We start from the raw sequence: 23,261 nt of genomic DNA on the forward strand, positions 1-23,261 counted from the left end.
CCTCCGACCTGCGCGGAGGCCGCCGTGAGCGGCGTGCTCGTCTCGCGGTCACCGCCGTGACCACCGGCCGGCCGCCGGTCACACCATCAGGCCACCTCCGCGCAACAGCCTCCGCGGGCTCCGCGATCGCTCGTAGAGTCGGCCCAGTTGACGACAAGGAGACACGGTGTTCCACGACATGACCGAACTGGCGCGCATCGCCCGGGTGTTGGAAGAGGCGCACGCCCTGCTGGAGAGCGAGCACAAACGTCTGGAGCGGCAGTACGGACCGACACCGTACGACGCCGTCGCGGGCAGCCCCGCGCAGACGCTGCGTGGCAGCTCGGACCTCTCCGGGGCCATGGCCACGGCGCTCAAGCAGTTCGCCCTGGCCGTCGGCTACTCCGTCCTCGGTCTGGACGAGCGAGCCGACCGCATGCTCCGAGTGGCCCGGATGAAGCCCGTGTCCTTCCCGTCCGGCGCGGACCGCATGGCGCGTCCGCTCGGCGAGGACACCGTGCGGGCGCTGGAACTGGTCCGAGACCTCGGCTTCTTCCCCGTGGAGACCGCGATCGCGACCGACGTGGCCCTCGCGGCCCCGCAGGCGACGTATCCGCCGGCCGACTGGAACGCGTACGAACGCGAGCGGCGCGACCGGTCCGAACGGCAGTGACCATCCACCCCGGCCGGCGGCCGCACCCCCTCCCGAGCCCTGGAGCGGATCAGCGCGGCTCCAACGGGTCGGGCCGGCCGAGCAGTCACGCGAGCGGGACGCCGGTGTGGCGCGGGTGCCTCGGTCAGGTGGTCGTCTTCCGCTGCCGCCTGAGGGGTGCTCCCACCCGGTGCAGGTGTGTCAGGGCCTCGCGGTAGGAGCGGACCAGACCGGTCTCGTGGTACGGCACGCCGATCTCCGCGCAGTAGGCGCGCACGATGACCTGGGCGCGGCGCAGGTGCGGAGTGGGCATGCTCGGGAAGAGGTGGTGCTCGATCTGGTAGTTGAGCCCGCCGAGCAGCACATCGGTGAGCCGGCCACCGCGCACGTTGCGGGAGGTGAGGACCTGGCGGCGCAGGAAGTCGGGCCGGTCGTCACCGCTGAACGTGGGCATGCCCTTGTGGTTCGGGGCGAAGGTGCAGCCGAGATAGACACCGAAGAGGCACTGGTGCACGGCGAGGAACGCGACCGCCTTGCCGGGCGGGAGCACCAGGAACAGCGCCGAGAGGTAGGCGGTGAAATGCAGCAGGAGCAGTCCCGCCTCCAGCGTGCGGTGCTTCATGGACGGCGAGCGCAGCGCCCGCACGCCGGCGACGTGCAGGTTGAAGCCCTCCAGCGTCAGCAGCGGGAAGAACAGCCATGCCTGGTGGCCGCCGATGAGACGGGCCAGGCCCCGGCTGTCGCGTGCCTGCGCGGTGGACCACACCAGGATGTCCGGGGCGACGTCCGGGTCCAGTTCCTCGTGGTTGGGGTTGGCGTGGTGGCGGGTGTGCTTGTTCATCCACCAGCCGTAGCTCATGCCGATCCCCAGGTTGCCGAAGAGCCGGCCCCATATCCGGCTCGCCCGGCCGCGCCGGAACACCTGACGGTGTGCCAGGTCGTGGGCGACCAGCGCCGTCTGGCCGTACATCAGCGCGAGGAAGGCGGCCACCGCGAGCTGCCACCAGCTGTCGCCGAGCGCGAGGAAGACGCCCCAGCCCGCCGCCGTCAGCGCGACGACCAGCCCGAGCCGCACCGCGTAGTAGCCGGGGCGGCGCCGCATCAGTCCCGCCTCGGTGACGCGGCGGGACAGCCGGGAGAAGTCGCTTCCGGCTCCGGGATCGGGGGAGGGCTCGGCGGGTGCCGTGATCAGGGCCGTGGCCTGCGGGGAAATCGTCATGCCACCGAGTCTCGGCGTGCGCGTCCCCTCGGGACAGCCTGCCAGGCACCGGTTCGAGCCGGGGGTTTTCCCCAGGGCCGCCTGGGTGGTGTCACCCCTTTACCCCTCCTGACCTGCGCATCTTCTGGAGAGCGTGCCGAGGCGGCCGGAACCGGTCGCGGCGGTCAGGAACGCTGCTTGAGATACTCCTCGACGCCCGGCGCCCGGTGCGCGTCCTCGACGCCGACCGTTCCGCCGACCCCCTTCATGTCCGGCTTGAGGACGTAGGTCGACAGGGCGGCCGGGCGTGACGGGTCGGAGAAGTCCTGCGGGGTGCCGAGACCGGTGTCCAGCTCGCTCTGCGAACGGTGGGCCTTGATCACGTCTGCGCGGGCCAGGCTGCCGGCCGCGCACGCCTTCTTCAGGTCCTCGCCCATGAGCCGGGCCGCGTTGTAGCCGGAGAGCACACCGGAGTCGACGGAGGAGTCCGGGTACTTCTCCTTGTAGGCGGCGACCATCGCCTTGACGCCGGGCAGGTCGGAGTTCACGCTCGGGGCGGCGCTGACGATGCTGAGCATCGCGACCAGGGCGGGCGCCGCCTGGGTCTTCAGCAGCTGCGGGGCGTAACCCGGCGCACTGGTGACCACCGGGACCTTCAGCCCGCTCGCGGCGGCGACGCCCACGAGGGAGGCGGTCTGGGCGGGTCCGGCGCTGATCAGGACGGCCTTGACGTCCGCCTTGGCGAGCGCGGCGACCTGCGCGGACAGGTCGGTGTCGGTGGCCTGGATCTTCTGGCCGACGACCGTGATCCCGGCCCGCTCCGCCGCCCAGGTGGAGCCTTCCAGCGCGTTGTCGCCGTAGTCCCCCTCGAAGTAGACGTGTCCGATCCTGTCTCCCTTCCCGATGCCCTTGGTGCGGGTGAGGTAGTCCACGGCGGCGAGTGCGTCGACGTCGTACGTGGTGCCGAGGACCTGCACGGCGTCCTTGCCGAGCAGGGAGGCGGACCAGGCCTGCGGAAAGGTGAGCACCTTGTCCCGCTCGATGTCGTCGAGGAGGGCGGCGACCACCGAGGAGCCGATGACCTGGGGCAGCGCGACGACGTCGGGGGCGATGTCGGCGTAGGCGGTGACGGCCTTCTGGACGTCGTAGCCGTGGTCCTTGACCACGATCTCGATCTTCCGGTGGCAGATCCCGCCCTGGGCGTTGACCTGGTCGGCCCACAGCTGCTGCGCCTGCACGTTGCTCTTGCCGAGGGTGGCGTAGGGCCCCGTCAGGTCGGTGAGGGCGCCGAGTCTGATGGTGTCGGCGGTGACGCCCGGCCCGGTGCGCACACCGCCGGTTCTCGTGTCGCCGTCGCCGCCGCTCTTCGCCTTGGAGCTGCAGCCGGTGGCCGCGACGAGCACGGCCAGGGACAGGGCGAGGACGGCCCGGGCGGTGCGGTTCCTGGTGTTCACGGGGTGTGCTCCTTGGCTCGTACTGCGGTTGCGGCGGAGGTGGGGGCTGCGGCCGGGCGGCGTCGCATCCGGAACCGGGCGCGGAGCCGGTGCAGGAGACCGCCCAGGCCGTCGGGGGCGAAGATCAGGACGAGGACGACGGCGGCGCCGTAGAGGTAGCGGGAAGCCTCGGTGGGGCCGAGGGTGCCTCCGGCCGAGCCGGGTGCGGTGACGAGCGGGAGCTGGTCGGCGTACCGGGTCATCAGCAGGGGCAGCGCGGTGACGAAGACCGCGCCGGCGGTGGCGCCGGCCACCGAGCCGAGGCCGCCGATGACGATCATCGCGAGGTAGTCGACGGACAGGGCGAGCCCGAAGTAGTCCGGGACGACCCGGCGGAAGGCGAGTGCCAGCAGGGCGCCGGCCAGGCCCGCGTACATGGAGGACAGGACGAACGCCCCGGCCCGGTAGCGGGCCACCGGTACACCCATGACGGCGGCGGCGGTCTCGCTGTCGCGCAGCGCCTTCAGGGCCCGGCCGGCCCGGGAGAGCAGCAGGCCGCGCGCGGTGAACCAGGTGAACGCGAACAGGGCCAGGCTCAGGTACCACAGGCGTTCCTCGGCACCGAACGGGACACCCAGGACGACGAGTTCCGGGCCGCTCGCGTCGAAGGTGAAGGACCCGACCGAAAGCGGCGGCACGGAGAGGCCGTTGAAGCCTCCGGTGACCGGCTCGGCACTGACCAGGATGTGGTGGCCGAGGAAGACCAGGGCGAGCGTGGCCACGCCCAGGTAGACACCGCGCACCCGGCCGGCGACGGGGCTGAACAGTCCGCCGGCCAGCCCGGCCAGCAGGACCGCCGCGACCAGGGCGAGCACGGTGGGCAGCCCGGCGCCCGGCTCCTCACCGCCCAGCCAGGTGTAGCCGTACGCGCCGATCGCGAGGAAGAAGGAGTGGCCGAGGGAGAGTTGGCCGGCGGTGCCGGTGAGCAGGCCCAAGCCGACGGCGCCGGTCGCGGCCGCCATCGCGAACAGGCCGATGCGCAGCCAGAACACGTCGAGGTAGAACGGCGGCGCGCACAGCAGCAGGGCCACGCCGAGGAACGCGAGCGCCCGCAGGGCGCGGCGCGGGGGGAGGTCAGACACGGGCGGCACCCTTCGCGCCGAAGAGGCCCTGCGGCCGGAGGATCAGCACGACGACCATCACGGCGTACGGCGCCACGTCGCCGAACCCGTCGCCGAGCACGTGCAGTTCGGACTGGTAGCCGGCGGCGAACGCCTCGGTGAGCCCGATCAGCAGGCTGCCGGCGAGGGCGCCGGCGGGTGAGGCGAGACCGCCGAGAATCGCGGCGGGGAACGCGGCCAGCGCGAGCTGGCCGGTGGTGCGCTCCAGGCCGGGGGCCGGGAACGCGGCGAGGAACACGGCGGCCGTCGCGGCCAGGGCCCCCGCGAGGCACCAGGCGCCGGTGCGTACCCGGGAGAGCCGGATGCCCATCAGGGCGGCCGCCTCGGCGTCCTCGGCGGCTGCGCGCAGGGACAGCCCCCAGGCGGTGTACCGGAAGGCGGCGAAGACCGCTCCGATGACCAGGCAGGACACCACGATCGCGGCGAGCCGGCTGTCGGCGACGCTGACCGGGCCGATCCGGGTGACCGAGTCCGCCCAGGGGTCGCCGAGCGGCAGCAGGTCGCCGCCGATGCGGCGGGACAGGTCGGTGAGCAGCAGCACGTCCACGCCGATGGTCACGATGGTCTGCGCGGGCGTCGTGTGCGCGCCGGCGTCGCCGCGCTGGAGCAGGAGCCGGTCGACAGCTCCCGCGATCGCCGCGGTGGCCAGCACCGCCGCGGCGAGCGCGCCGGCGAAGCCGAGGTGGGGGTGCCAGACGGCGATGAGGTAGCCGCCGAGGAGCAACAGGGAGCCGTGGGCGAAGTTGAGCACGCCGGAGGCTTTGAAGATGACGACGAAGCCGAGCGCGACCAGGGCATGGACGGCGCCCAGGGACAGGCCGTTGAGGAGGCTGGCGAGGAAGGCGCTCACGTGGTGTCCTCCCGGTCGCCCGCGGTGCCGAGGTAGGCGCGCAGCACCTCCGGGTGGGCGCGGACCTCCTCGGGGGTGCCGTGGGCGATGAGGCGGCCGAAGTCGAGCACGGTGACCTCGTCGGCGAGGCGCATCACCAGGCCCATGTCGTGTTCGACCAGCAGCACGGACAGGCCGAGCCGGGCGCGGACCTCGGTGACGACCTCGGCGGTCCGGGCCCGCTCCCCCGCGTTCATGCCGGCCACCGGTTCGTCCAGGAGCAGTACTTCGGGTTCCAGGCAGAGCGCGCGGGCGAGTTCGACGCGCTTGCGGTCGCCGTACGGCAGCGACGCCACCGGCCGGTCGAAGTGGGGGCCGAGACCGGTGAGTTCGGCGATCTCCCGTACCTTCTCCAGGTGCTCGCGCTGCTCGCGCACGGCGCGCGGCAGGCGCAGCGCCCCGGCGGCGAACCCCGCTCGGGTCAGCGCGTGGCGGCCGACCATCAGGTTGTCGGCGACGGTGCCCTCGGTGATCACGATGTTCTGGAAGGTGCGGGCCACCCCGAGGGCCGCGATGCGGTGCGGGGCGAGCCGGGTCAGGTCGGTGTCGCCGAGGCGGACGGTACCGGAGGAGGGCCGGTAGAGCCCGGACAGGACGTTGAAGAAGGTGGATTTCCCGGCCCCGTTGGGACCGATGAGGGCGTGCACGGTGCCGGGGGCGACGGTGAGGGAGACCTCGTCCAGGGCGGTGAGGCCGGCGAAGCGGACGGTGACGTCGCGGACCTGGAGGGGCGGAACGCCCTGGGCGGCCGGGACGCCGTGGGCGAGCGGAGGGGTGCCTTCGGCGTCCGGCGGGAACCGCGGGGTGTTCACGCGGCCCCCTGTCCGGGCGCGTCGGCTTCCTCACCCAGGTAGAGGCGGCGGACCGCGTCGGTGCCGGCGAGTTCGGCGGCAGGGCCGGACAGTCGTACCTCGCCGACGTCGAGCACATGGGCGTGGTCGGCCAGCGACAGGGCCATCCCGGCGTTCTGCTCGACCAGCAGCACGCCGGTGCCCTGGCTGTTGATCTCCCGGATCACCTCGGCGATCCGCTCGACCATCAACGGGGCGAGCCCGAGAGAGGGTTCGTCGAGCAGGAGCAGGCGCGGAGCGGCCATCAGGGCACGGCCCATGGCGAGCATCTGCTGCTCGCCGCCGGAGAGCAGCCCGGCCGCCTGCCGACGGCGCTCGGCCAGCCGGGGGAAGAGCGCGAACACCCTTTCCGACGCCTGGCGTTGCCGGGCCGGGGAGCGCCGGGCGAGTCCCAGGCCGCCGCTGCGCAGGTTCTCGTCCACGGTGAGACTCGCGAACACCCGCCTCCCCTCGGGCACTTGCACGACGCCGGCGCGCACCGCCGCGACCGGGTCCCGTCCGTCCAGGACGGTGTCCCCGTACGCGATACGGCCGGCGGTGACGGCTCCCCGGTGCAGGCGCAGCGTGCCGGACACCGCACGCAGCAGGGTCGACTTGCCGGCTCCGTTGGCGCCGAGCAGGGCCACCACCTCGCCGGGCGGCACGGTCAGGGTGACGGCGCGCAGGGCGGACACGGCACGTCCGTAGGTCACGTCAAGGTGCTCCACGGTCAGAGCCGGCCGGTCGTCGTCCAGGGGTGGTGCGGGCATCGCGGCTCCTCGGGTCCGTGCCGGTGCGGCACGGGGGCTGGGGGCTGGGGCTGAGGGCTGGGCACTGCGGGCGCAGGACACTGCGGGGAGGGGGTACTGCGGGGATGGGGCACCCACGACAGCACACCCCGCGGCCGGCGGTACAGGTGTCCCGGCCGGCACGGTGCGCCGGCCCAGTGCGGACGGCAGGGGGCTGTGCGCGGGCCCAGCGGGTGTGCGCGGGCCCGGCGGCCGCGGGGCCGGCCTCGCGGTGGGGAGGGTCCGGCCCCACGGCGGGAGCAGGGTGCCGGACACAGCATCGCGGCGGCAGGCGAGCCGGGCACGGCCTCTCGCTGGAAAGCGGAATCCGCTCGTGTCCTCCCGCCGGAACCGGTTGCGGAACGGCCCGGCGGCGGGTGGCGCGGGCCTGGCCGCGGCCCTTCGGCCACGGCGTCATGGGCACCTGTGCCGGCGGTCAGAGCCGTGGGAGCCGGCGCGCGGTGAGGGCGAGGCTGATCTCCACCACGTCGGACGGCCGGCCCAGCGAGCGCCCGGTGAGCTGTTCGTAGCGGCGCAGCCGGTTGAGGACGGTGTTGCGATGGCAGTAGAGGCGTTCCCCGGCCCGCTGCGCCGAGCCGTCGCAGGCCAGCCAGGCGGCCAGGGTCTCCACCAGCACCTCCGCGTCGGCGGGTTCGATGTCGGCCAGCGGTCCGAGGACCCGCTCGGTGAGCGACGCGGCGAGTTCCGGCGCGGACACCACCATCGCGGCGGGCAGTTGCTCCGCCAGCCGCACGGTGCCGCCCTCGGTAGGGCACAGGCTCAGCGCCAGGTCGGCCTGTACCCGGGCCTCGCCGATCGCCGCGAGACCGTCGACGACGTTGCCGATCCCGACCCGGGTGCCCGGAGCGGGCGGCACCACCGGATCAGGGAGTTCGCCGTTCTCGGTGAGCAGGATGCCGTAGTCCGCGTCGGCGTCGGTGTCGGTGTGCCAGTGGGCGCGCTGTGAGTGCTCCGGCAGCACGGCGCGCGGGCCGACTGGTCCAGGAGGCCGTCCGCCGGTGACCGCCACGACCACATACCGCCCCTGCTCGGGCAGTCGGAGTGCCTCGGCCGCCTCGGGCAGGTCGGCGATGCGGCTGGTGCCGTCCAGCAGCGCGGCGGCCAGCAGCCGGACCCGGTTCTCGCGCTGCCATCTCATCCGTCTCTCCACCTGCCGGTAGGCGTCGGCCACGACGGTGCAGTGTTCGTCGACGAAGTTCCACACATCGGCCGCCACGTGCACGAGCAGCCGGACGTCCTCGGGTGCCGTCCGGGCGGTCTCCTCCACCAACCCCTGCCACACCAACGAGCCGCCGAGCCGGAAGGCGTGCAGCAACGCGTCCAGTGGCAGGCCCTGTTCGGCACGCGTGACGCCGATCTTCCAGGAGCAGCGCCGGGCCGCGTCCCGGGTGCCACGCGGGTCGATCAGCGAGGACACGCTGTGCCGCAGGGAGCGGTGCGCCTCCCGCCAGGTGGTGTGCGGGTCGGTTCGGAGCGCCGGCCTGTACGCCGGTTCCCGGTCCTCGAGCACCGTGAGCAGGCGGTCGGTGAGGCCCGCCAGATCGTCCAGGAGTGCCCGGGCGGCCCGGTGCAGCACACCGACCGCGTCGGCGTCGATCAGTGAGCGCGTCCGTGGTGGCCTGGGCCGGGGTACGGCCGTCGGGGCGTGGCGGAGCGCTGTCGGTGTCCCTGGAGCCTGGTGCATCGCGGTCATCCCCCGGGGTCGGCTCGGCGGCGGCGCGCCCGGGACTCCTCGGCGGCTCACGCGGGCCGCTGGGTCCGTGCGGTGACTGCCGCCCGTCTGGTCCTGCCCCGAAGAATGACATACCGTCTGGTCGGTCAATAGGGTTGTGCAACGCCTTTTCACCGCCCGGCGAGACGACGCGCACCGCCACGAGGCTCGCGTTCAGCTCCGTCGGCCCGTGTCCGGCTGGCGTAGCCGAACGCCACCGCATCCACATGGTCGGCGCCGGTCACGTACTGGTTGCCGACGGTGATGCCGATGGCCTGGGCGTCCGCGTCGACAGCGGACTTGTCGGCGACGGGTGGTCGGGGCCGGGCCGTGCTGCCGGGCGTGTCCGTCACGTCTCCGCCGACCAGCCCGTCCGCGACCGACACGCCCTTCCCCGGCGGCATCCGTCCGTGCGGAGAGGGTGAGCCGGGCAAGGCGCAGGTCCACCGCCCGGAGGCCCGCCCCGCTCCCCGGAGGAGCGGGGCGGGACGGGGGCGGTGTACTCAGCGCGTGACGCGCACCGTGGCCGACGCTGTCGCGTCCGTGTGCAGGTCGTCGCCCGGCCAGCTGACGGTGTAGGTCACCTGGCGCCGGGCGCGCGGCAGGTCGTCGATGGTGAAGGTGCCGTCGGCGGCGACGGTCACCGACGACAGGGTGCCGGTGCCGAGCCGGTCCGTGCGCTGCACGGTGAGCGTGGCCCGCTCGGGCAGGGCCTTGCCCTGTGCGGTGAACGTGCCGGTGAGGTGGACGCCCCCGCTCATGGTGGCCTCTTCCGGCCCGGTCAGCGTGATCGCGGCGGGCGCCCTGCCGACCGTCACCGTGTGGGTGACATCGGTGGCGGGGCGGTGGGTGAGGTCGCCGAGGAACGACACCCGGTACGTCGCCGTGCCGACGAGGTCGGGCTCGTCCAGGACGGTGAAGGTGCCGTCCTCCTTGACGGTCGCCGTGCCGAGCTGGTGGGTGCCGTTCGCGTCCTCGCGCACGGCGGTCACCTTCAGCGGCCGGGCGGGAGCGGGCCCGTCCCACTCCAGCCGGCCGCGCACCGACAGCGGCTCGCCCGCGACGGCTCCGGAGGGGCTGTGGGTGAGGTCGCCGGTGAAACGGGTGTCGTACTGGACGGCCGGAGGCTGGATGACGTGCAGCCAGTACTCGTAGCCGTTGCCGCCCCGGGTGACCGCGAAGAGCCGGGAGCCGTCCTGGGACCAGGCCAGGCCCCGCGGGGCGACGCCGTTGCCGTCGAGACTGCCCTGGAAGACGAACTCCAGCGGCGGTGTGCCGTCGGCCGGGTCGGCGCTCTGCACCAGCAGGTCGGGCGTGCTGCCGCCGGCCTGGGCGCCCCGGGCGATGTACTTGCCGTCGCCGCTGAAGGCGACCGCGGTGGACGTCGCGCCGGCGGGCAGTGCCGGGTACTGGCCGGACGCGTCCGTCAGGTCGCCGGCGTTCAGCAGCCGGGTGCCGGCGGTGGCGTCGGCCACGGCCACCTTGGTGCCGTCCGCGCTCGCCGCCATGTCCTTCAGGTCGAGGGCGCCCTTGCCGTCGGCGTCCGCGAACCGGCGGGAGGCGTCCCGCACCGGGGTGGTGCCGCTGACGTCGAACGAGGCGAGGAACGGGTCGGCGGCACCGCTCTCCTTGGGCTGGCCCATGAGAAGACGGTTCTGCCCGCCGGCGCCCGGGGCCAGTTGGAGCCGGCCGATGTCGTTCCAGCCGGTCGAGTTGACCGTGCCGTCGGCGAACATGTTCAGGGCGGTGGAGGCCGTGGCGCACTGGTAGGTCTGATAGACGTAGGCGCTGGTGCTCCACACCCTGCCGCCGGTGAAGGCGAGTTGCCGGCCGCAGGTGTCGTAGGTGGCGCCGTACGCGCCGTTCTGCTGGAGTGTGCCGGTGTCGTAGGCGACGACGCGGCTGCGCTCGCCGACGTACAGCGTCGTGGCGTCCTCGCTGAGGGCCACGCCCGAGACCGCGTACTGGTGCGGGAGCGTGGCGACCTTCTGGCCGTCGAAGTCGTAGACCAGCACCGTGCCGTCGGAGTTGGTGTCGCGCTGGTCGGCGACGTAGACGCGCTGGTGGACCGAGTCGACGGCCAGGCCCGAGTACGTCCCGATCGGCAGCTTGGCCACCGCCTCGGAGGCCGCCGCGTGGGCCGCGGGCGCGGCGGCGACGGTCAGTCCGGTCCCGGCGAGCACGGCGGCGAGGAGTGTGGCCGCGAGACGTCCGGATCGCTGTGCTGTATCCAACTGTGCCCCCCACAGGCTGAGTCGAGCACCTCACCGGTGTCGGTGAGACGCCTGTGAAGGTCATGAAACAGGCGTGAAGATCACTTGGGCAAGAGGGCGCGCCCGGCCGGCCCCGCACGCTGCCGGCGGTCGCACGGGTCGCGGCGCAACCTCCCCGAGGAGGGGATCGCGTACTCCAAAGGCGGAGGGCCCGTTGGTCATCAGGCACGATGTCCGGCACCGGTCACGCCGTTGATCATGAACTGGTGATGAGGCATCAGCAGTTCGGCGCCGGTACCGGCGCCGCCGACCCTAGGAGCCGGCCATGGCGAAGGTGACACGACGCGGCGTTCTCGCGGGAGCGGCCGCAGTGGGGGGCGCGACCGCGGGACTGGGGTTGTCGAGCGCCACCGCGGCGGCGGACGCCGCACGCACCGGTGCGCCGGGCGCGGTGACGGTCGGTCCCGGCGATACGCGGTACGCGTCGCTGACCCGCCGGGGCAGCAACGCGCGCTTCGTCGGCGCCCCCGACTACGTCCGCGTGGCGTCCTCGACCCGGGACGTGGTCGACGCCGTGCAGCGAGCGGTGGACGAGGGGCGGCGCATCGCCGTGCGCAGCGGAGGGCACTGCTTCGAGAACTTCGTGGACGACCCGGCCGTCAAGGCGCTCATCGACCTCTCCCCCATGTCCTCCGTCTCCTACGACGCACGGCGGCGGGCCTTCGCGGTGGAGCCGGGTGCCCTGCTCGGTGAGGTCTACCGGCGTCTGTTCCTCGGCTGGGGCGTGACCGTCCCGGCGGGCGCCACGGCCGAGGTCGGCGTCGGAGGTCATGTCCTGGGCGGTGGCTACGGTGCCCTGTCCCGCAGGTACGGCCTGTCCGTGGACCATTTGTACGCCGTCGAGGTGGTGGTCGTGGACGAGCGGGGCAGGGCGCGCAGCGTGGTGGCCACGCGGGAGCCCGGCGACCCGCACCGCGACCTGTGGTGGGCGCACACCGGGGGCGGCGGCGGCAACTTCGGCATTGTCACCCGCTACTGGTTCCGGTCCCCGGGCGCGAAGGGTTCCGACCCCTCGCGGCTGCTGCCGCGCGCGCCGGAGTCCGTGCTCTCCTTCAGCACCTCCTGGTCCTGGAAGGACCTGGACCGGCAGTCGTTCACCCGCCTGGTCACCAACCACGGCGGCTGGTACGAGCACAACAGCGCACCCGGCTCCCCCTACGCGGGCCTGTTCGGCGTGCTGATGCTCAACAACCGCCGGTTCGGCACGGTCGATCTGGTGGGCCAGGTCGATGCCACGGGCGCCGGGGCGCGGCGGCTGGTGGGCGACTACGTAACCGCGGTCGGAGCCGGGGTGCGGGCCCGGCCCACGCGGACCATGGAGGCCCGGCCGTGGCTCCAGGCGGCCGCGGCCGTCCAGGAGAGCGAACCGACGTACTACAAGGCCAAGGCGGCCTATCTGCGGCGGCGCTTCACGGACCGGCAGACGGACGAGCTGTACGCACACCTGTCGAGCGAGGCGGCCGGAGCGGCCGACGGTTCGGTGTGGCTGGTCTCCTACGGAGGGCAGGTCAACGCGGTGGCGCCCGGCGAGACGGCCGTGGCACAGCGGGATTCCGTCCTCAAGGCGATCTATCTCACCAGTTGGCGGAGCCCGGACGCGGAGGGGGCCGCCCTGGGATGGGTACGCGACCTCTACCGCGCGGTGTACGCCGACACCGGCGGCGTGCCCGTACCCGGCGCGGTCAGTGACGGCTCGTTCATCAACTACCCGGACGCCGATCTCACCGACCCGGCCCTCAACACCTCCGGGACACCGTGGCACACCCTGTACTACAAGGACCACTACGCGCGTCTGCAGCGCGTCAAGGCCCGCTGGGATCCGCGTGACGAGTTCCGCCACGCGCTGTCGGTCCGTCTTCCCGAGTGAAGCAGCGGGCTCGACTCCCTCGGCGGCGGGGGTGGCCGCCCCGCCCCGGGGGAAGTGCCGCTTGGCGGGACCGGGCGGCTTGCCGGATCAGGTGCCGGAGCCGCCGCCGGTGCGGCGCCGTACCGCGCCGCCGCCGTGCCAGTCCAGCACCAACAGGGTGGCGTCGTCGGGCAGTTCCCCTCCGCACGCGTCGTGCACCGCCGCGGTCAGCGTCCGGATCACCTCACGGGGGTGCTCGTCGCGAGTGGCGGCGATGAGGGAGAGAAGGTCGACCGCGGCGGCCGCGCGTTCGTGCATGCCGTCGGTGATCAGGACGAGCCGGTCGCCGGGCTCCAGACGACGCCGCTGCACCTCGTAGGTGACCGGGGCCGGGACCCCGAACGGCATGTCCACCCTGATGGCGACCTCCTCCACCTGACCACCGCGTAGTCGCAGGGGCCAGGGATGGCCGGCGTTGACCAGTTCGCAGGCGCCGGTGCCCAGTTCGACCCGAAGCAGTTGCCCGGTGGTCATGCCGCGGCTGTGCCGGCTGAGCGCCTCATGAGCGGCGTACGCCTGGTCGAGGACGCCTCCCCCGGCCCGGCGGGCGCCGCGCAGGGCGTTCACGGTCAGCGTCGCCAGCAGGGCGGAATCGGTGTCGTGGCCCATGGCATCGGTGATCGACAGGTAGAGGGCAGCCTGGTCGAAGGCGTAGTCGTAGGTGTCGCCGCCGATGTCGTCGGCCGGGACCAGGCCACCGGCCAGGGTGAACTGCGCGGCCTCGCAGCAGGACGCCGAGGGCAGCAGCTGGTGCTGGATCTCCGCGGCCAGGGTCATCGTGGTGGTGCGCCGTCCCCAGTGGTAGAGGTCGGTGAAGCGGCGGTCGGTCACCACGATGTACGCCAGCGCGTGCGCGGCCTGCGCGACCGCCTGGCGCAGCGCGTCGTCCGTGCGGGGCACCACCAGGTCCAGGACGCCGATGCAGTCGCCGCGGTTGGTGACCGGGGCCGCCAACCGGTGGCCGCCCTCTTCGGCCGGCTCCTGCTGGACGTCCTGGGAACGCAGTACCCGGTCGTACAGACTGCCCGCGAGCTCGCGTCTCTCCGCCCGGCCGAGCGTTTGCCCGGCCGCGTCGGCCCTGGGCAGCCGTACGGCTGCCTGTCCGAGCATGTCCACCAGCCAGAAGGAGACCTCGCTCGCCGAGAACCGCTCTTCCAGTTTCCGGGCGATCACGTCCACCGACTCCACCGGCGCGGCTTCCTCCGCTGCCCGCAGCACCTCGTCCAGGCCCAGGTCCTCATAGCCCACCGCGGGCACCTCCCGATCCTTCCGCCCCGGCTTCCACGCGGACCCTCCCGGACGCACCCGCACCCGGCCAGGACCGACACGCGCCGGACTAGCCCACTCCGGCCGAAGAACCGGTCACAAGAAGGCACTTCATCCGTTCGGCCGACAGCACGGCGCAGCCATCGGTGTACGGCCTTCGGGTGCCGTGGCGCCCTGCGCCGCTCTCCCTGCGGCAGGTACTGGTGTGTGCCGGCTGACGGGAGGTGCGCCGGCCGGGCGGCGCGATCCTCAGCGGGTGGCCGCCTCGACGGTGGCCAGGTCCTCGCCGGTGAGTTCCGCGACGCGGTGCGCCGGGACACCGGCCGCCAGGGCACGGGCGAGCAGGGCGTCACGGCCGTCGGTGCAGGAGCGGTAGCCCAGCAGTTCCTCCTCCAGCCGCGCCCGGTCCGGCGGAGCGGTGTGGTGGCGCAGCCGGCTCAGCTCCTCCTCCCCTAGCGGCACGGACAGCCGCTCGGCGTCCTCGGGGACGGCCGCCGTCTCCTCGGGCGGCACCAGCCGCAGGTCCGGGGAGGTTTCGGTGACCCCATGGGCCTGGAGCCAGGCCCGCACCGCGGGTGTCTCCAGGAAAGCCAGGTCACCGACAGCCGCCGGCGGCACGCCGGGCGCGGCCATCGCTTCGGACTTCAGCACGAGACAGGCGTCGTCGGTCATCGTCTGCTCCTCCCGTCGGAAGACTTGTCGGCACGGCACCCCGTATACCCGCGTTCGGCGCGCATGGTCATCCCGGCGCGGACCTGGTGGAAGGCGCGGGCATGGTCCAGTCCGCCGCCGGGTGCCCTGTACTGCGACAGGGCGCCTCCGTTCGACGAATTGGTCTAGTCCCTTTTTGGTCCAGACCATTGACCCGCCCCTGCGGTGGCGCTATCCCAGTAGTCGGCAACTCCTTCCGCGCGCAAGACCTTTGCCGCCTGCCCTCCACACACCGGGACTGACATGAGACTCGTGCGTTCCTTCCGCGCGGCCCTCACCGCCGCCACCACGGCGGCCGCGGTGGGCCTCGCCCTCGCGGGAACCGGCACCGCCGAAGCCGCGACACCCCTGCCGAACCACGTCTTCGCCCCCTACTTCGAGGCCTGGACCGGCGAGAGCCCCGCCGCCCTGTCCGCCCAGTCGGGCGCCAAGCACCTGACGATGGCCTTCCTCCAGACCGCCGCCAAGGGCTCCTGCACGCCGTACTGGAACGGCGACACGAGCATGCCGGTCGCCGCCTCGACCTTCGGTGCCGACATCAAGACGATCCAGGCGAACGGAGGCGACGTCATCCCCTCGTTCGGCGGGTACACGGCCGACACCACCGGCACCGAGATCGCCGACAGCTGCACCGACGTCCAGCAGATCGCCGCCGCGTACGAGAAGGTCATCACCACCTACGACATCTCGCGGCTCGACATGGACATCGAGGTGGACTCGCTCGACAACGCCGCCGGCATCGACCGCCGCAACAAGGCCATCAAGCTGGTCCAGGACCGGGCGGCGGCCAACGGGCGCAAGGTGGAGATCTCCTACACCCTGCCGACCACCACGCGCGGTCCCGCGGCGAACGGCGAGGCGCTGCTGCGCAACGCGATCAGCAACGGCACCCGGGTCGACGTCGTGAACCTCATGACGTTCGACTACTACGACAACCAGCCCCACGACATGGCGAAGGACACCCAGACCGCCGCCCAGGGCCTGTACGACCTGCTCGCCGAGCTGTATCCGGCCAAGACCCCGGCCCAGCTGTGGAACATGGTCGGGGTCACCGAGATGCCGGGCGTCGACGACTTCGGCAAGGCGGAGACCTTCACCCTGGCCAACGCCCGGACCGTGTACGACTGGGCGGTCGCCAAGGGCATCAACACCCTGTCCTTCTGGGCGTTGCAGCGGGACAACGGCGGCTGTCCGGGAGGGGGCGCCGCGGACAACTGCTCGGGCATCGAACAGAACACATGGGACTTCACGCGCATCTTCGCCCCGTTCACCAGTGGCGGCGTCCCCGACCCGGCCGACGACTTCTCCGTGGCGCTCAGCCCGGCCTCCGGGTCCGTGACGGCCGGCCAGTCCGCGACGGCCACCGTGAAGACGGCCGTGACGAAGGGCGAGGCCCAGGAGGTGAAGCTGAGCGTCAGCGGCGCCCCGGCGGGTGTCACCGCCTCCCTCAGCCCCGCCTCGGTCACCGCCGGCGGCTCCTCCACGCTCACCCTGGCCACCACCCCGGCCGCGGCGTCGGGCACGTACACGGTCACCGTGACCGGCGCGGGCGCCTCGGGCAGCCACTCGGCGTCCTACTCCCTGACCGTCACCGGCGGCAGCGGGAACCAGTGCACGGCCGCCCCGTGGGCCAAGGACACGGTCTACACCGGCGGCCAGCAGGTCTCGTACAAGGGCCACACCTGGAAGGCCAAGTGGTGGACGACGGGCGAGGAGCCCGGCACCACCGGCCAGTGGGGTGTCTGGCAGGACCTCGGCGCCTGCTGAGCCGTCCGACCGCCGCCGAGTGCGCTCGTACGAGCACGAGAACGCATCTCGTGACCGCCGGGACCGCCCACGGGCCGGTCCCGGTCCGGGCACCCGCAACGGACCACGGCCCCGCGTGGACGCGGCACGGGCGGCACGGGCACCCCTCGGCGACGAGCCGGCCCCTGTGGTCGGGCCGTCGCCTGCCGGTCGCCCAGGACGTGAGACCGGCTCGTCCAGGACGTGGGGCCCAGGCTCCCCGCGCCGCCGGACGCGGCCGCGGGCAGCCGGCCACGGGTCCCGTTTGCGGTGTGCGCGACGGGGGACCCAGCGACCCATGACGACAACACCACCTCGCCGGATGCGGCGGGACATCGTTCCGCGGCTCCTGGACAGTGTCGAACGGCAGCCGCACGGTGACGCGGTGACCGACACGCTCAGCCGGGGCGTGCGCGCCCTGCCGCTGCGCGGCGGCCGGGACCTGCTGCACGGCAGGTGGCTGGGCCACCCGGTGCACCCGCTGCTGGTGCAGGTGCCGGTCGGCAGCTGGCTGTCCGCCGCGGTGCTGGACCTGTGCCCCGGCCGGGAACGGGCAGCGGGCTCGCTGATCGCGGTCGGGCTGGCCGCCGCCGCCCCGGCCGCGCTGGCCGGAGCCGTCGACTGGGCGGAACTGCACCCCCGCCAGCAGCGCGTCGGCCTGGTGCACGCGCTGGCCAACACGACGGCCGTCGCGCTGTACGCCGCCTCACTCGCCTGTCGCGTCAAGGGCCGTACGAAGGCCGGCCGCGGCCTCGGCCTCCTGGGGCTGACGGCGGTGGCGGCCGGCGGCCTGCTGGGCGGCCACCTCGCCTACCGACAGGCCGCGGGCGCCAACCACGCGGAAGAGGTTCCCCAGGTCGTCTCGGAGGGTTGGCACCGGATCGGGTCCGTGACCGAGTTCCCGGCCGGCCGCGCGACTCGGCGCGCCGTGGACGACGTACCGGTCCTGGTCGTCCGCGAAGCCGACGGCACCTTCCACGCGCTGGCCGACCGGTGCAGCCATCTCGCGGGACCGCTGTCCGAAGGCACCCTCGAAGACGGATGCGTCCGGTGCCCCTGGCACGGCAGTGTCTTCCGCCTCGCCGACGGCTGGAACGTACAGGGCCCGGCCACTTCTCCCCAGCCCGCCTTCGACACCCGCGTGGTCGACGGCCACCTCGAGGTGCGCCTGCGGGACCGGGACCAGACGGAGGACAGCACGGCCCGGTGAGCCTCCCCCGCGCTCGGCGGCTGAGCATCGGCCGGCACGACATGCGAGGACAGCACTACGGTGAGCGGCGTCCGGCCCTCGACCCCCGGTACGCCGCGCGGCGGACGGCGGCGAGCGCGGGGCCGGGGGTGAAGCCCCGGGCATCGTGCTCGTAGACGTCGAAGCCCGCGCTCTCCTTCGGCCCGGCCGGCAGGGCGGAGCGCACGGTGAGCACGGCGAACGGCCGCCAGGAACGGCCGGTCCCCCCGGCGCACAGGTCGAAGACGAGCGGTCCGGCGGCCAGCGCCCGCGCCAGGCTCTCCGGGTCACCGTGCACCGGGCCTTGCCCGCACGGGCGGGGGAAGGCGGCCAGGACGCGGGAGCGGCCGCCCACCCGGTAGGGCAGGAGGCTGGAGTACGGCCCGCCGAGCGCGTCGGCGCGGAGCCGCGGCAAGTGCCGGCCCAGGCGGCCTTGGCCGCTGCTCGTCATCAGCAGATCCAGGGACCGGGCGGGTCCGTCGGCCTCGTCCACCCGTACGGCCAGTCCCAGCGCGTCGGGCAGGCGCCGGGGCAGCCCGGCCGCCCGGGACAGCCGCACGGTGGCGGTGAACCGGCCCGGTCCGTCCAGCCACGGCGCGCCCCAGCGTTCACCGCCGTCCGGCACCTCCACGTCGCCCGCGCACATCAGCCCGTGCGGATGCAGGGCGGGCGCCCCGCGCAGCCTGGCCGGCAGCCGGAAAGCCGCCTCGGCCGCTCGGACCCGCCATGACGCCGCCGGCTCACGGACCGGCCGGGCCTGCGCGCCTCTCAGCATGGTGAATCCCGCCCTCGTGGTCGCCGTCCGCAGGCCCGCCCCGGCGGCCCTGCCTCCGCACGGCGCACCGAGTACCCCGGGGCCGGCTCCCCGACACGGGACGCCGGGCATCCCCCCACGTCAAACGGAGCGTCGCCGTCCGGCCCGCCGTGCCGGGGGAGGCGGCGTGGCGGGGGCGCACGGCGGGGGCGGTTTTGTGCGGTGAGGGCCAAGCGGGTTAGCCTGCGGCGTATTTCTCATCACGCAGATCCGTGAAGTGCGGAAATGCACAGCATTGGGGCCCTCGCGGGCCGCAGGGGTGTTCGGGTCCTCACCGCCGAGGGCCCGTGGGGAGCGGGACGAGGTTGCGCATGACCAGCGACAAGTCCGAGACGGTCGACGCCGCGCCGGGCGACCAGGAGCTGCGACAGCTCCTGGCGGGCCTGACCGCCGTGCGGGACGGCGACTTCGGGACGCGCCTTCCGGAAGACGCCCATGGTCTCATGGGTGACATCGCGACCGTGTTCAACGGCATGGTCGACCAGTTGTCCGTGTTCACCTCCGAAGTGACCCGGGTGGCCCGGGAGGTGGGCACCGAGGGGACCCTCGGCGGGCAGGCGGAGGTGCCCGGGGTCTCCGGGACCTGGGCCGATCTGACCGATTCGGTCAACGCCATGGCCGGGAACCTGACCACCCAGGTCCGCGACATCGCCCAGGTGGCCACGGCAGTGGCCAAGGGCGACCTGTCGCAGAAGATCGACGTGCCCGCGCGCGGCGAGATCCTCCAGCTGAAGGACACCGTCAACACGATGGTGGACCAGCTCTCCGCGTTCGCCGACGAGGTCACCCGCGTCGCCCGCGAGGTCGGCACCGAAGGGCGCCTCGGCGGGCAGGCGAAGGTGCCGGGGGTCGCCGGTGTGTGGCGGGACCTGACCGACTCGGTCAACTTCATGGCGGGCAACCTCACCAGCCAGGTCCGCAACGTCGCCCAGGTGACGACGGCGGTGGCCAAGGGCGACCTCTCACAGAAGATCACCGTCGACGCCCGCGGCGAGATCCTCGAACTGAAGAACACCATCAACACGATGGTCGACCAGCTCTCCGCCTTCGCCGACGAAGTCACCCGCGTCGCCCGCGAGGTCGGCACCGAAGGACGCCTCGGCGGCCAGGCCGACGTCAAGGGCGTCAAGGGCACGTGGCGGGACCTGACCGACTCGGTCAACTTCATGGCGGGCAACCTCACCAGCCAGGTCCGCAACGTCGCCCAGGTGGCGACCGCGGTGGCCAAGGGCGACCTCTCACAGAAGATCACCGTCGACGCCCGCGGCGAGATCCTCGAACTGAAGAACACCATCAACACGATGGTCGACCAGCTCTCCGCGTTCGCCGACGAAGTCACCCGCGTCGCCCGCGAGGTCGGCACCGAAGGACGCCTCGGCGGCCAGGCCGACGTCAAGGGCGTCTCGGGCACGTGGAAGGCCCTCACCGACAACGTGAACGTGATGGCGTCGAACCTGACCGGTCAGGTGCGCTCCATCGCCCAGGTCGCCACCGCCGTCGCCCGCGGCGACCTGTCCCGCAAGATCACGGTCGAGGCCAAGGGCGAGGTCGCCGCGCTGGCGGACGTGATCAACACGATGGTCGACACGCTCTCCGCGTTCGCCGACGAGGTCACCCGCGTCGCCCGCGAGGTCGGCACCGAGGGACGCCTCGGCGGCCAGGCCCACGTGCCGAACGTGGCGGGCACCTGGAAGGACCTCACCGACAACGTCAACTCCATGGCGAACAACCTGACCGGCCAGGTGCGCAACATCGCGCTGGTGACGACCGCGGTGGCCAAGGGCGACCTGTCGAAGAAGATCGACGTGGACGCGCGGGGCGAGATCCTGGAGCTGAAGACGACCATCAACACGATGGTGGACCAGCTCTCCGCCTTCGCCGACGAGGTCACCCGCGTCGCCCGCGAGGTCGGCACCGAAGGACGCCTCGGCGGCCAGGCCGAGGTGGAGGGCGTCTCGGGCACCTGGAAGCGGCTCACGGAGAACGTCAACGAGCTGGCCGGCAACCTGACCCGGCAGGTACGGGCGATCGGCGCGGTCGCGAGCGCCGTGGCCGAGGGCGACCTGACCCGCTCGATCACGGTGGAGGCATCCGGCGAGGTCGCCGAGCTCAAGGACAACATCAACTCCATGGTGGAGTCGCTGCGCGAGACCACCCGGGCCAACCAGGAGCAGGACTGGCTCAAGACCAACCTGGCGCGCATCTCCGGCCTGATGCAGGGCCACCGGGAGCTGCCGGTGGTGGCCGAGCTGATCATGGAGGAGCTGACACCGCTGGTGGCGGCCCAGTACGGCGCCTTCTACCTCTCCGAAGACGGCGAGAGCGGTCCGGAGCTGCGGCTCGTCGGCTCGTACGGCAGACCCGACGACGACCAGCGGCCCGCCCGCTTCCCCGTGGGGCGCTCGCTGGTCGGCCAGGCCGCCCGCAGCCGCCGCACCATCACCGTCGACGCACTGCCGCCGGGCTACGTCACCATCTCGTCCGGGCTCGGCCGGACCGTGCCGACCGCGCTGATCCTGCTGCCGATCCTGTTCGAGGACCAGGTCCTCGGCGTCATCGAGCTGGCGTCGGTCACCGCCTTCACCTCGATCCACCGGGACTTCCTGGAGCAGCTGCGCGAGACGCTCGGCGTGAATCTCAACACGATCGTGGCGAACGCCCGCACCGACGAGCTGCTGGAGGAGTCACAGCGGCTGACCGCCGAACTCCAGGTCCGCTCGGCCGAGTTGCAGTCCCAGCAGGAGGAACTGCAGCGCTCCAACGCCGAGCTGGAGGAGAAGGCAACCCTGCTCGCCTCGCAGAACCGTGACATCGAGGCGAAGAACCTGCAGATCGAGCAGGCCCGGCAGGAACTGGAGGCCCGCGCCCAGCAGTTGTCGCTGGCCTCGAAGTACAAGTCGGAGTTCCTGGCCAACATGAGCCACGAGCTGCGCACCCCGCTGAACAGCCTGCTGATCCTGGCCCAGTTGCTGGCCCAGAACCCGTCGCGCAACCTGACCCCGAAGCAGGTCGAGTACGCCGGGATCATCCACTCGGCGGGCAGCGACCTGCTCCAGCTGATCAACGACATCCTGGACCTGTCGAAGGTCGAGGCCGGCAAGATGGACGTCACCCCGGAGCGGGTGCCGCTGCGCCAGCTGATCGACTACGTGGAGGCCACGTTCCGGCCGATGACGTCCCAGAAGGGGCTGGAGTTCGCCGTCAGCACCGCGCCGGGCGCGCCCGCCGACCTGCTGACCGACGACTCCCGGCTGCGGCAGATCCTGCGCAACCTGCTCTCCAACGCGGTGAAGTTCACCGAGCAGGGCCGCGTCGAGCTGGCCATCGAGCCGGCCGCGGACGAGGAGGTCCCGGACGGTGTCGTGCGCGGCGGTGCCGTCGTGGCGTTCCGGGTACGGGACACCGGCATCGGCATCCCCGAGCAGCACCTGGAGACGATCTTCGGGGCGTTCCAGCAGGCGGACGGCACCACGAGCCGCAAGTACGGCGGGACGGGCCTCGGTCTGTCCATCACCCGGGAGATCGCGCACCTGCTCGGCGGCGCCGTCGCGGTGGACAGCGCTCCCGGCCGGGGCAGCACGTTCACGCTGTACCTGCCGGTGGCCCGTCCGGACTTCGAGCAGTTGCTGGGCAGCGGCCGACGCGCGCCGAAGGAACCGGCCGAGCTGGACCCGGCCGCCGCGGCCGCCCGGGACACCGCCGCACCGCAGTCCTCCCCCGCCCGGCAGCGGCCGCGCCGGCTGCTCGTCGTGGAGGAGCGGCCGCGCGGGCTGCTGACCCTGGTCGCCGAGAGCGTGGTCGCGGAAGTGGCCCGGCACAGCCCGGACGACGGCTCCCCGCTGCCCGTCGTGGAGGTCATCACCGCCGTGGGGGCGCAGGAGGCGGCGGGCGCGCTGGCCGCCGAGCCGTGCCACTGCGTCGTACTGGACCTGGACATGCCCGACGGGGAGGCGGGCCGGTTCCTGCGGGCCTTGCAGGGCGACTCGGGGCTGGCGGGCGTACCGGTGCTGGTGCACAGCGGCCGCCGGCCGGAGGCGGCCCGGGACGAGGCGTTGCGCTCGCACCGGGACAACGGGGCGCTGGAGTTCCTGTCCAGTCTGGACGAGCTGCGCGAGCGCGTCGCGCTGCACCTGTCGGCCGAGGAGCCGGGGGACGTGCTGTCGCTGGTCCGGGCCGAGGACCGGCAGGACCTCGCCCCGCCGGTCGACGACAGCTTCCGGGGCCGTACGGTCCTGGTCGTCGACGACGACGCGCGCAACCTGTTCGCGCTGAGCGGGATCCTGGAGATGTACGGATTCCGGGTGCTGCACGCGGAGAACGGACGCAAGGGCATCGACACGCTGCTCGGCAACCCCGACATCGCGATGGTGCTGATGGACGTGATGATGCCGGAGATGGACGGCTACACGGCGACCGCCGAGATCCGCAAGCTGCCGCAGTACGCCGACCTGCCGATCATCGCCGTCACCGCCAAGGCGATGCCCGGCGACCGGGAGAAGTCCCTGGCCTCGGGCGCGAGCGACTACGTCACCAAGCCCGTCGACACCCACGACCTCATGGCCTGCGTCCAGCGCTGGCTGTCCGCGTGAGCGCGCG

17 protein-coding genes are annotated in these 23,261 nt (G+C 73.0%); 5 read left to right on the forward strand and 12 right to left on the reverse strand.

All coding sequences use genetic code 11. The features are described 5' to 3' along the window. Nucleotides 1-166: 166 nt before the first annotated feature. On the forward strand, nucleotides 167-652 hold the full coding sequence (locus Srubr_RS10450) for a hypothetical protein (RefSeq protein WP_189999594.1): 486 nt from the start codon (nucleotides 167-169) through the stop codon (nucleotides 650-652). A 124-nt stretch (nucleotides 653-776) separates the two neighbouring features. Here Srubr_RS10450 and Srubr_RS10455 read toward each other — a convergent pair whose 3' ends face one another. The 9 genes from Srubr_RS10455 to Srubr_RS10495 form a co-directional block, all read right to left on the reverse strand. Continuing rightward, nucleotides 777-1,850, reverse strand: coding sequence for a fatty acid desaturase family protein (locus Srubr_RS10455; protein ID WP_189999593.1), 1,074 nt, complete (start codon nucleotides 1,848-1,850; stop codon nucleotides 777-779). A 164-nt stretch (nucleotides 1,851-2,014) separates the two neighbouring features. Next, nucleotides 2,015-3,283 (reverse strand): ABC transporter substrate-binding protein, encoded by a 1,269-nt coding sequence (locus Srubr_RS10460; RefSeq protein ID WP_203854966.1) that lies wholly within the window; start codon nucleotides 3,281-3,283, stop codon nucleotides 2,015-2,017. After that, nucleotides 3,280-4,404: a branched-chain amino acid ABC transporter permease gene (locus tag Srubr_RS10465; RefSeq protein ID WP_189990930.1), complete on the reverse strand. Its 1,125-nt coding sequence runs from the start codon at nucleotides 4,402-4,404 to the stop codon at nucleotides 3,280-3,282. The genes Srubr_RS10460 and Srubr_RS10465 overlap by 4 nt, the downstream gene beginning before the upstream one ends. Further along, nucleotides 4,397-5,293, reverse strand: coding sequence for a branched-chain amino acid ABC transporter permease (locus tag Srubr_RS10470; protein ID WP_189990932.1), 897 nt, complete (start codon nucleotides 5,291-5,293; stop codon nucleotides 4,397-4,399). The genes Srubr_RS10465 and Srubr_RS10470 overlap by 8 nt, the downstream gene beginning before the upstream one ends. Continuing rightward, nucleotides 5,290-6,144: an ABC transporter ATP-binding protein gene (locus Srubr_RS10475; RefSeq protein ID WP_189990934.1), complete on the reverse strand. Its 855-nt coding sequence runs from the start codon at nucleotides 6,142-6,144 to the stop codon at nucleotides 5,290-5,292. Before Srubr_RS10475 ends, Srubr_RS10470 begins: the two co-directional genes overlap by 4 nt. Next, complete coding sequence (locus Srubr_RS10480; protein ID WP_189990936.1) at nucleotides 6,141-6,932, reverse strand: ABC transporter ATP-binding protein; 792 nt, start codon at nucleotides 6,930-6,932, stop codon at nucleotides 6,141-6,143. Before Srubr_RS10480 ends, Srubr_RS10475 begins: the two co-directional genes overlap by 4 nt. A gap of 454 nt (nucleotides 6,933-7,386) precedes the next feature. Further along, the gene (locus Srubr_RS10485; protein ID WP_189990938.1) at nucleotides 7,387-8,655 is read right to left on the reverse strand and encodes a PucR family transcriptional regulator; all 1,269 of its coding nucleotides are present in this window, start codon (nucleotides 8,653-8,655) and stop codon (nucleotides 7,387-7,389) included. A gap of 158 nt (nucleotides 8,656-8,813) precedes the next feature. Then, nucleotides 8,814-9,068: a hypothetical protein gene (locus tag Srubr_RS10490; RefSeq protein WP_189990940.1), complete on the reverse strand. Its 255-nt coding sequence runs from the start codon at nucleotides 9,066-9,068 to the stop codon at nucleotides 8,814-8,816. A gap of 117 nt (nucleotides 9,069-9,185) precedes the next feature. Then, the gene (locus Srubr_RS10495) at nucleotides 9,186-10,916 is read right to left on the reverse strand and encodes a WD40 repeat domain-containing protein (RefSeq protein ID WP_229926493.1); all 1,731 of its coding nucleotides are present in this window, start codon (nucleotides 10,914-10,916) and stop codon (nucleotides 9,186-9,188) included. Between the two features lie 304 nt (nucleotides 10,917-11,220). Here Srubr_RS10495 and Srubr_RS10500 point away from each other — a divergent pair, with 304 nt between their 5' ends. Continuing rightward, nucleotides 11,221-12,822 (forward strand): FAD-dependent oxidoreductase, encoded by a 1,602-nt coding sequence (locus Srubr_RS10500; protein ID WP_189990942.1) that lies wholly within the window; start codon nucleotides 11,221-11,223, stop codon nucleotides 12,820-12,822. 87 nt (nucleotides 12,823-12,909) lie between these two features. Here the strand turns inward: Srubr_RS10500 and Srubr_RS10505 are convergent, their stop codons facing one another. Both Srubr_RS10505 and Srubr_RS10510 read right to left on the reverse strand, forming a co-directional pair. Next, a complete protein-coding gene (locus Srubr_RS10505) occupies nucleotides 12,910-14,109 on the reverse strand; it encodes a PP2C family protein-serine/threonine phosphatase (RefSeq protein WP_189990944.1) in 1,200 nt (399 codons plus the stop codon). 267 nt (nucleotides 14,110-14,376) lie between these two features. After that, nucleotides 14,377-14,799: a DUF6003 family protein gene (locus tag Srubr_RS10510; protein ID WP_189990947.1), complete on the reverse strand. Its 423-nt coding sequence runs from the start codon at nucleotides 14,797-14,799 to the stop codon at nucleotides 14,377-14,379. 282 nt (nucleotides 14,800-15,081) lie between these two features. On the opposite strand from Srubr_RS10510, the gene Srubr_RS10515 reads away from it, so the two are divergent. Together Srubr_RS10515 and Srubr_RS10520 are read left to right on the forward strand one after the other, a co-directional pair. Further along, nucleotides 15,082-16,605, forward strand: coding sequence for a glycosyl hydrolase family 18 protein (locus tag Srubr_RS10515; protein WP_189990949.1), 1,524 nt, complete (start codon nucleotides 15,082-15,084; stop codon nucleotides 16,603-16,605). Between the two features lie 316 nt (nucleotides 16,606-16,921). Further along, a complete protein-coding gene (locus tag Srubr_RS10520; RefSeq protein ID WP_373313376.1) occupies nucleotides 16,922-17,833 on the forward strand; it encodes a Rieske (2Fe-2S) protein in 912 nt (303 codons plus the stop codon). Nucleotides 17,834-17,888: 55 nt separating this feature from the next. Here Srubr_RS10520 and Srubr_RS10525 read toward each other — a convergent pair whose 3' ends face one another. Then, nucleotides 17,889-18,626 carry a phosphodiesterase gene (locus tag Srubr_RS10525; RefSeq protein ID WP_189990951.1) on the reverse strand — a complete coding sequence of 246 codons (738 nt, stop codon included), beginning with the start codon at nucleotides 18,624-18,626 and terminating at the stop codon, nucleotides 17,889-17,891. 350 nt (nucleotides 18,627-18,976) lie between these two features. Between Srubr_RS10525 and Srubr_RS10530 the strand changes: the two genes are divergently transcribed. Further along, nucleotides 18,977-23,254: a HAMP domain-containing protein gene (locus tag Srubr_RS10530; protein ID WP_189990953.1), complete on the forward strand. Its 4,278-nt coding sequence runs from the start codon at nucleotides 18,977-18,979 to the stop codon at nucleotides 23,252-23,254. Nucleotides 23,255-23,261 lie beyond the last annotated feature (7 nt).

This window comes from Streptomyces rubradiris (genome assembly GCF_016860525.1).
GTDB lineage: Bacteria > Actinomycetota > Actinomycetes > Streptomycetales > Streptomycetaceae > Streptomyces > Streptomyces rubradiris.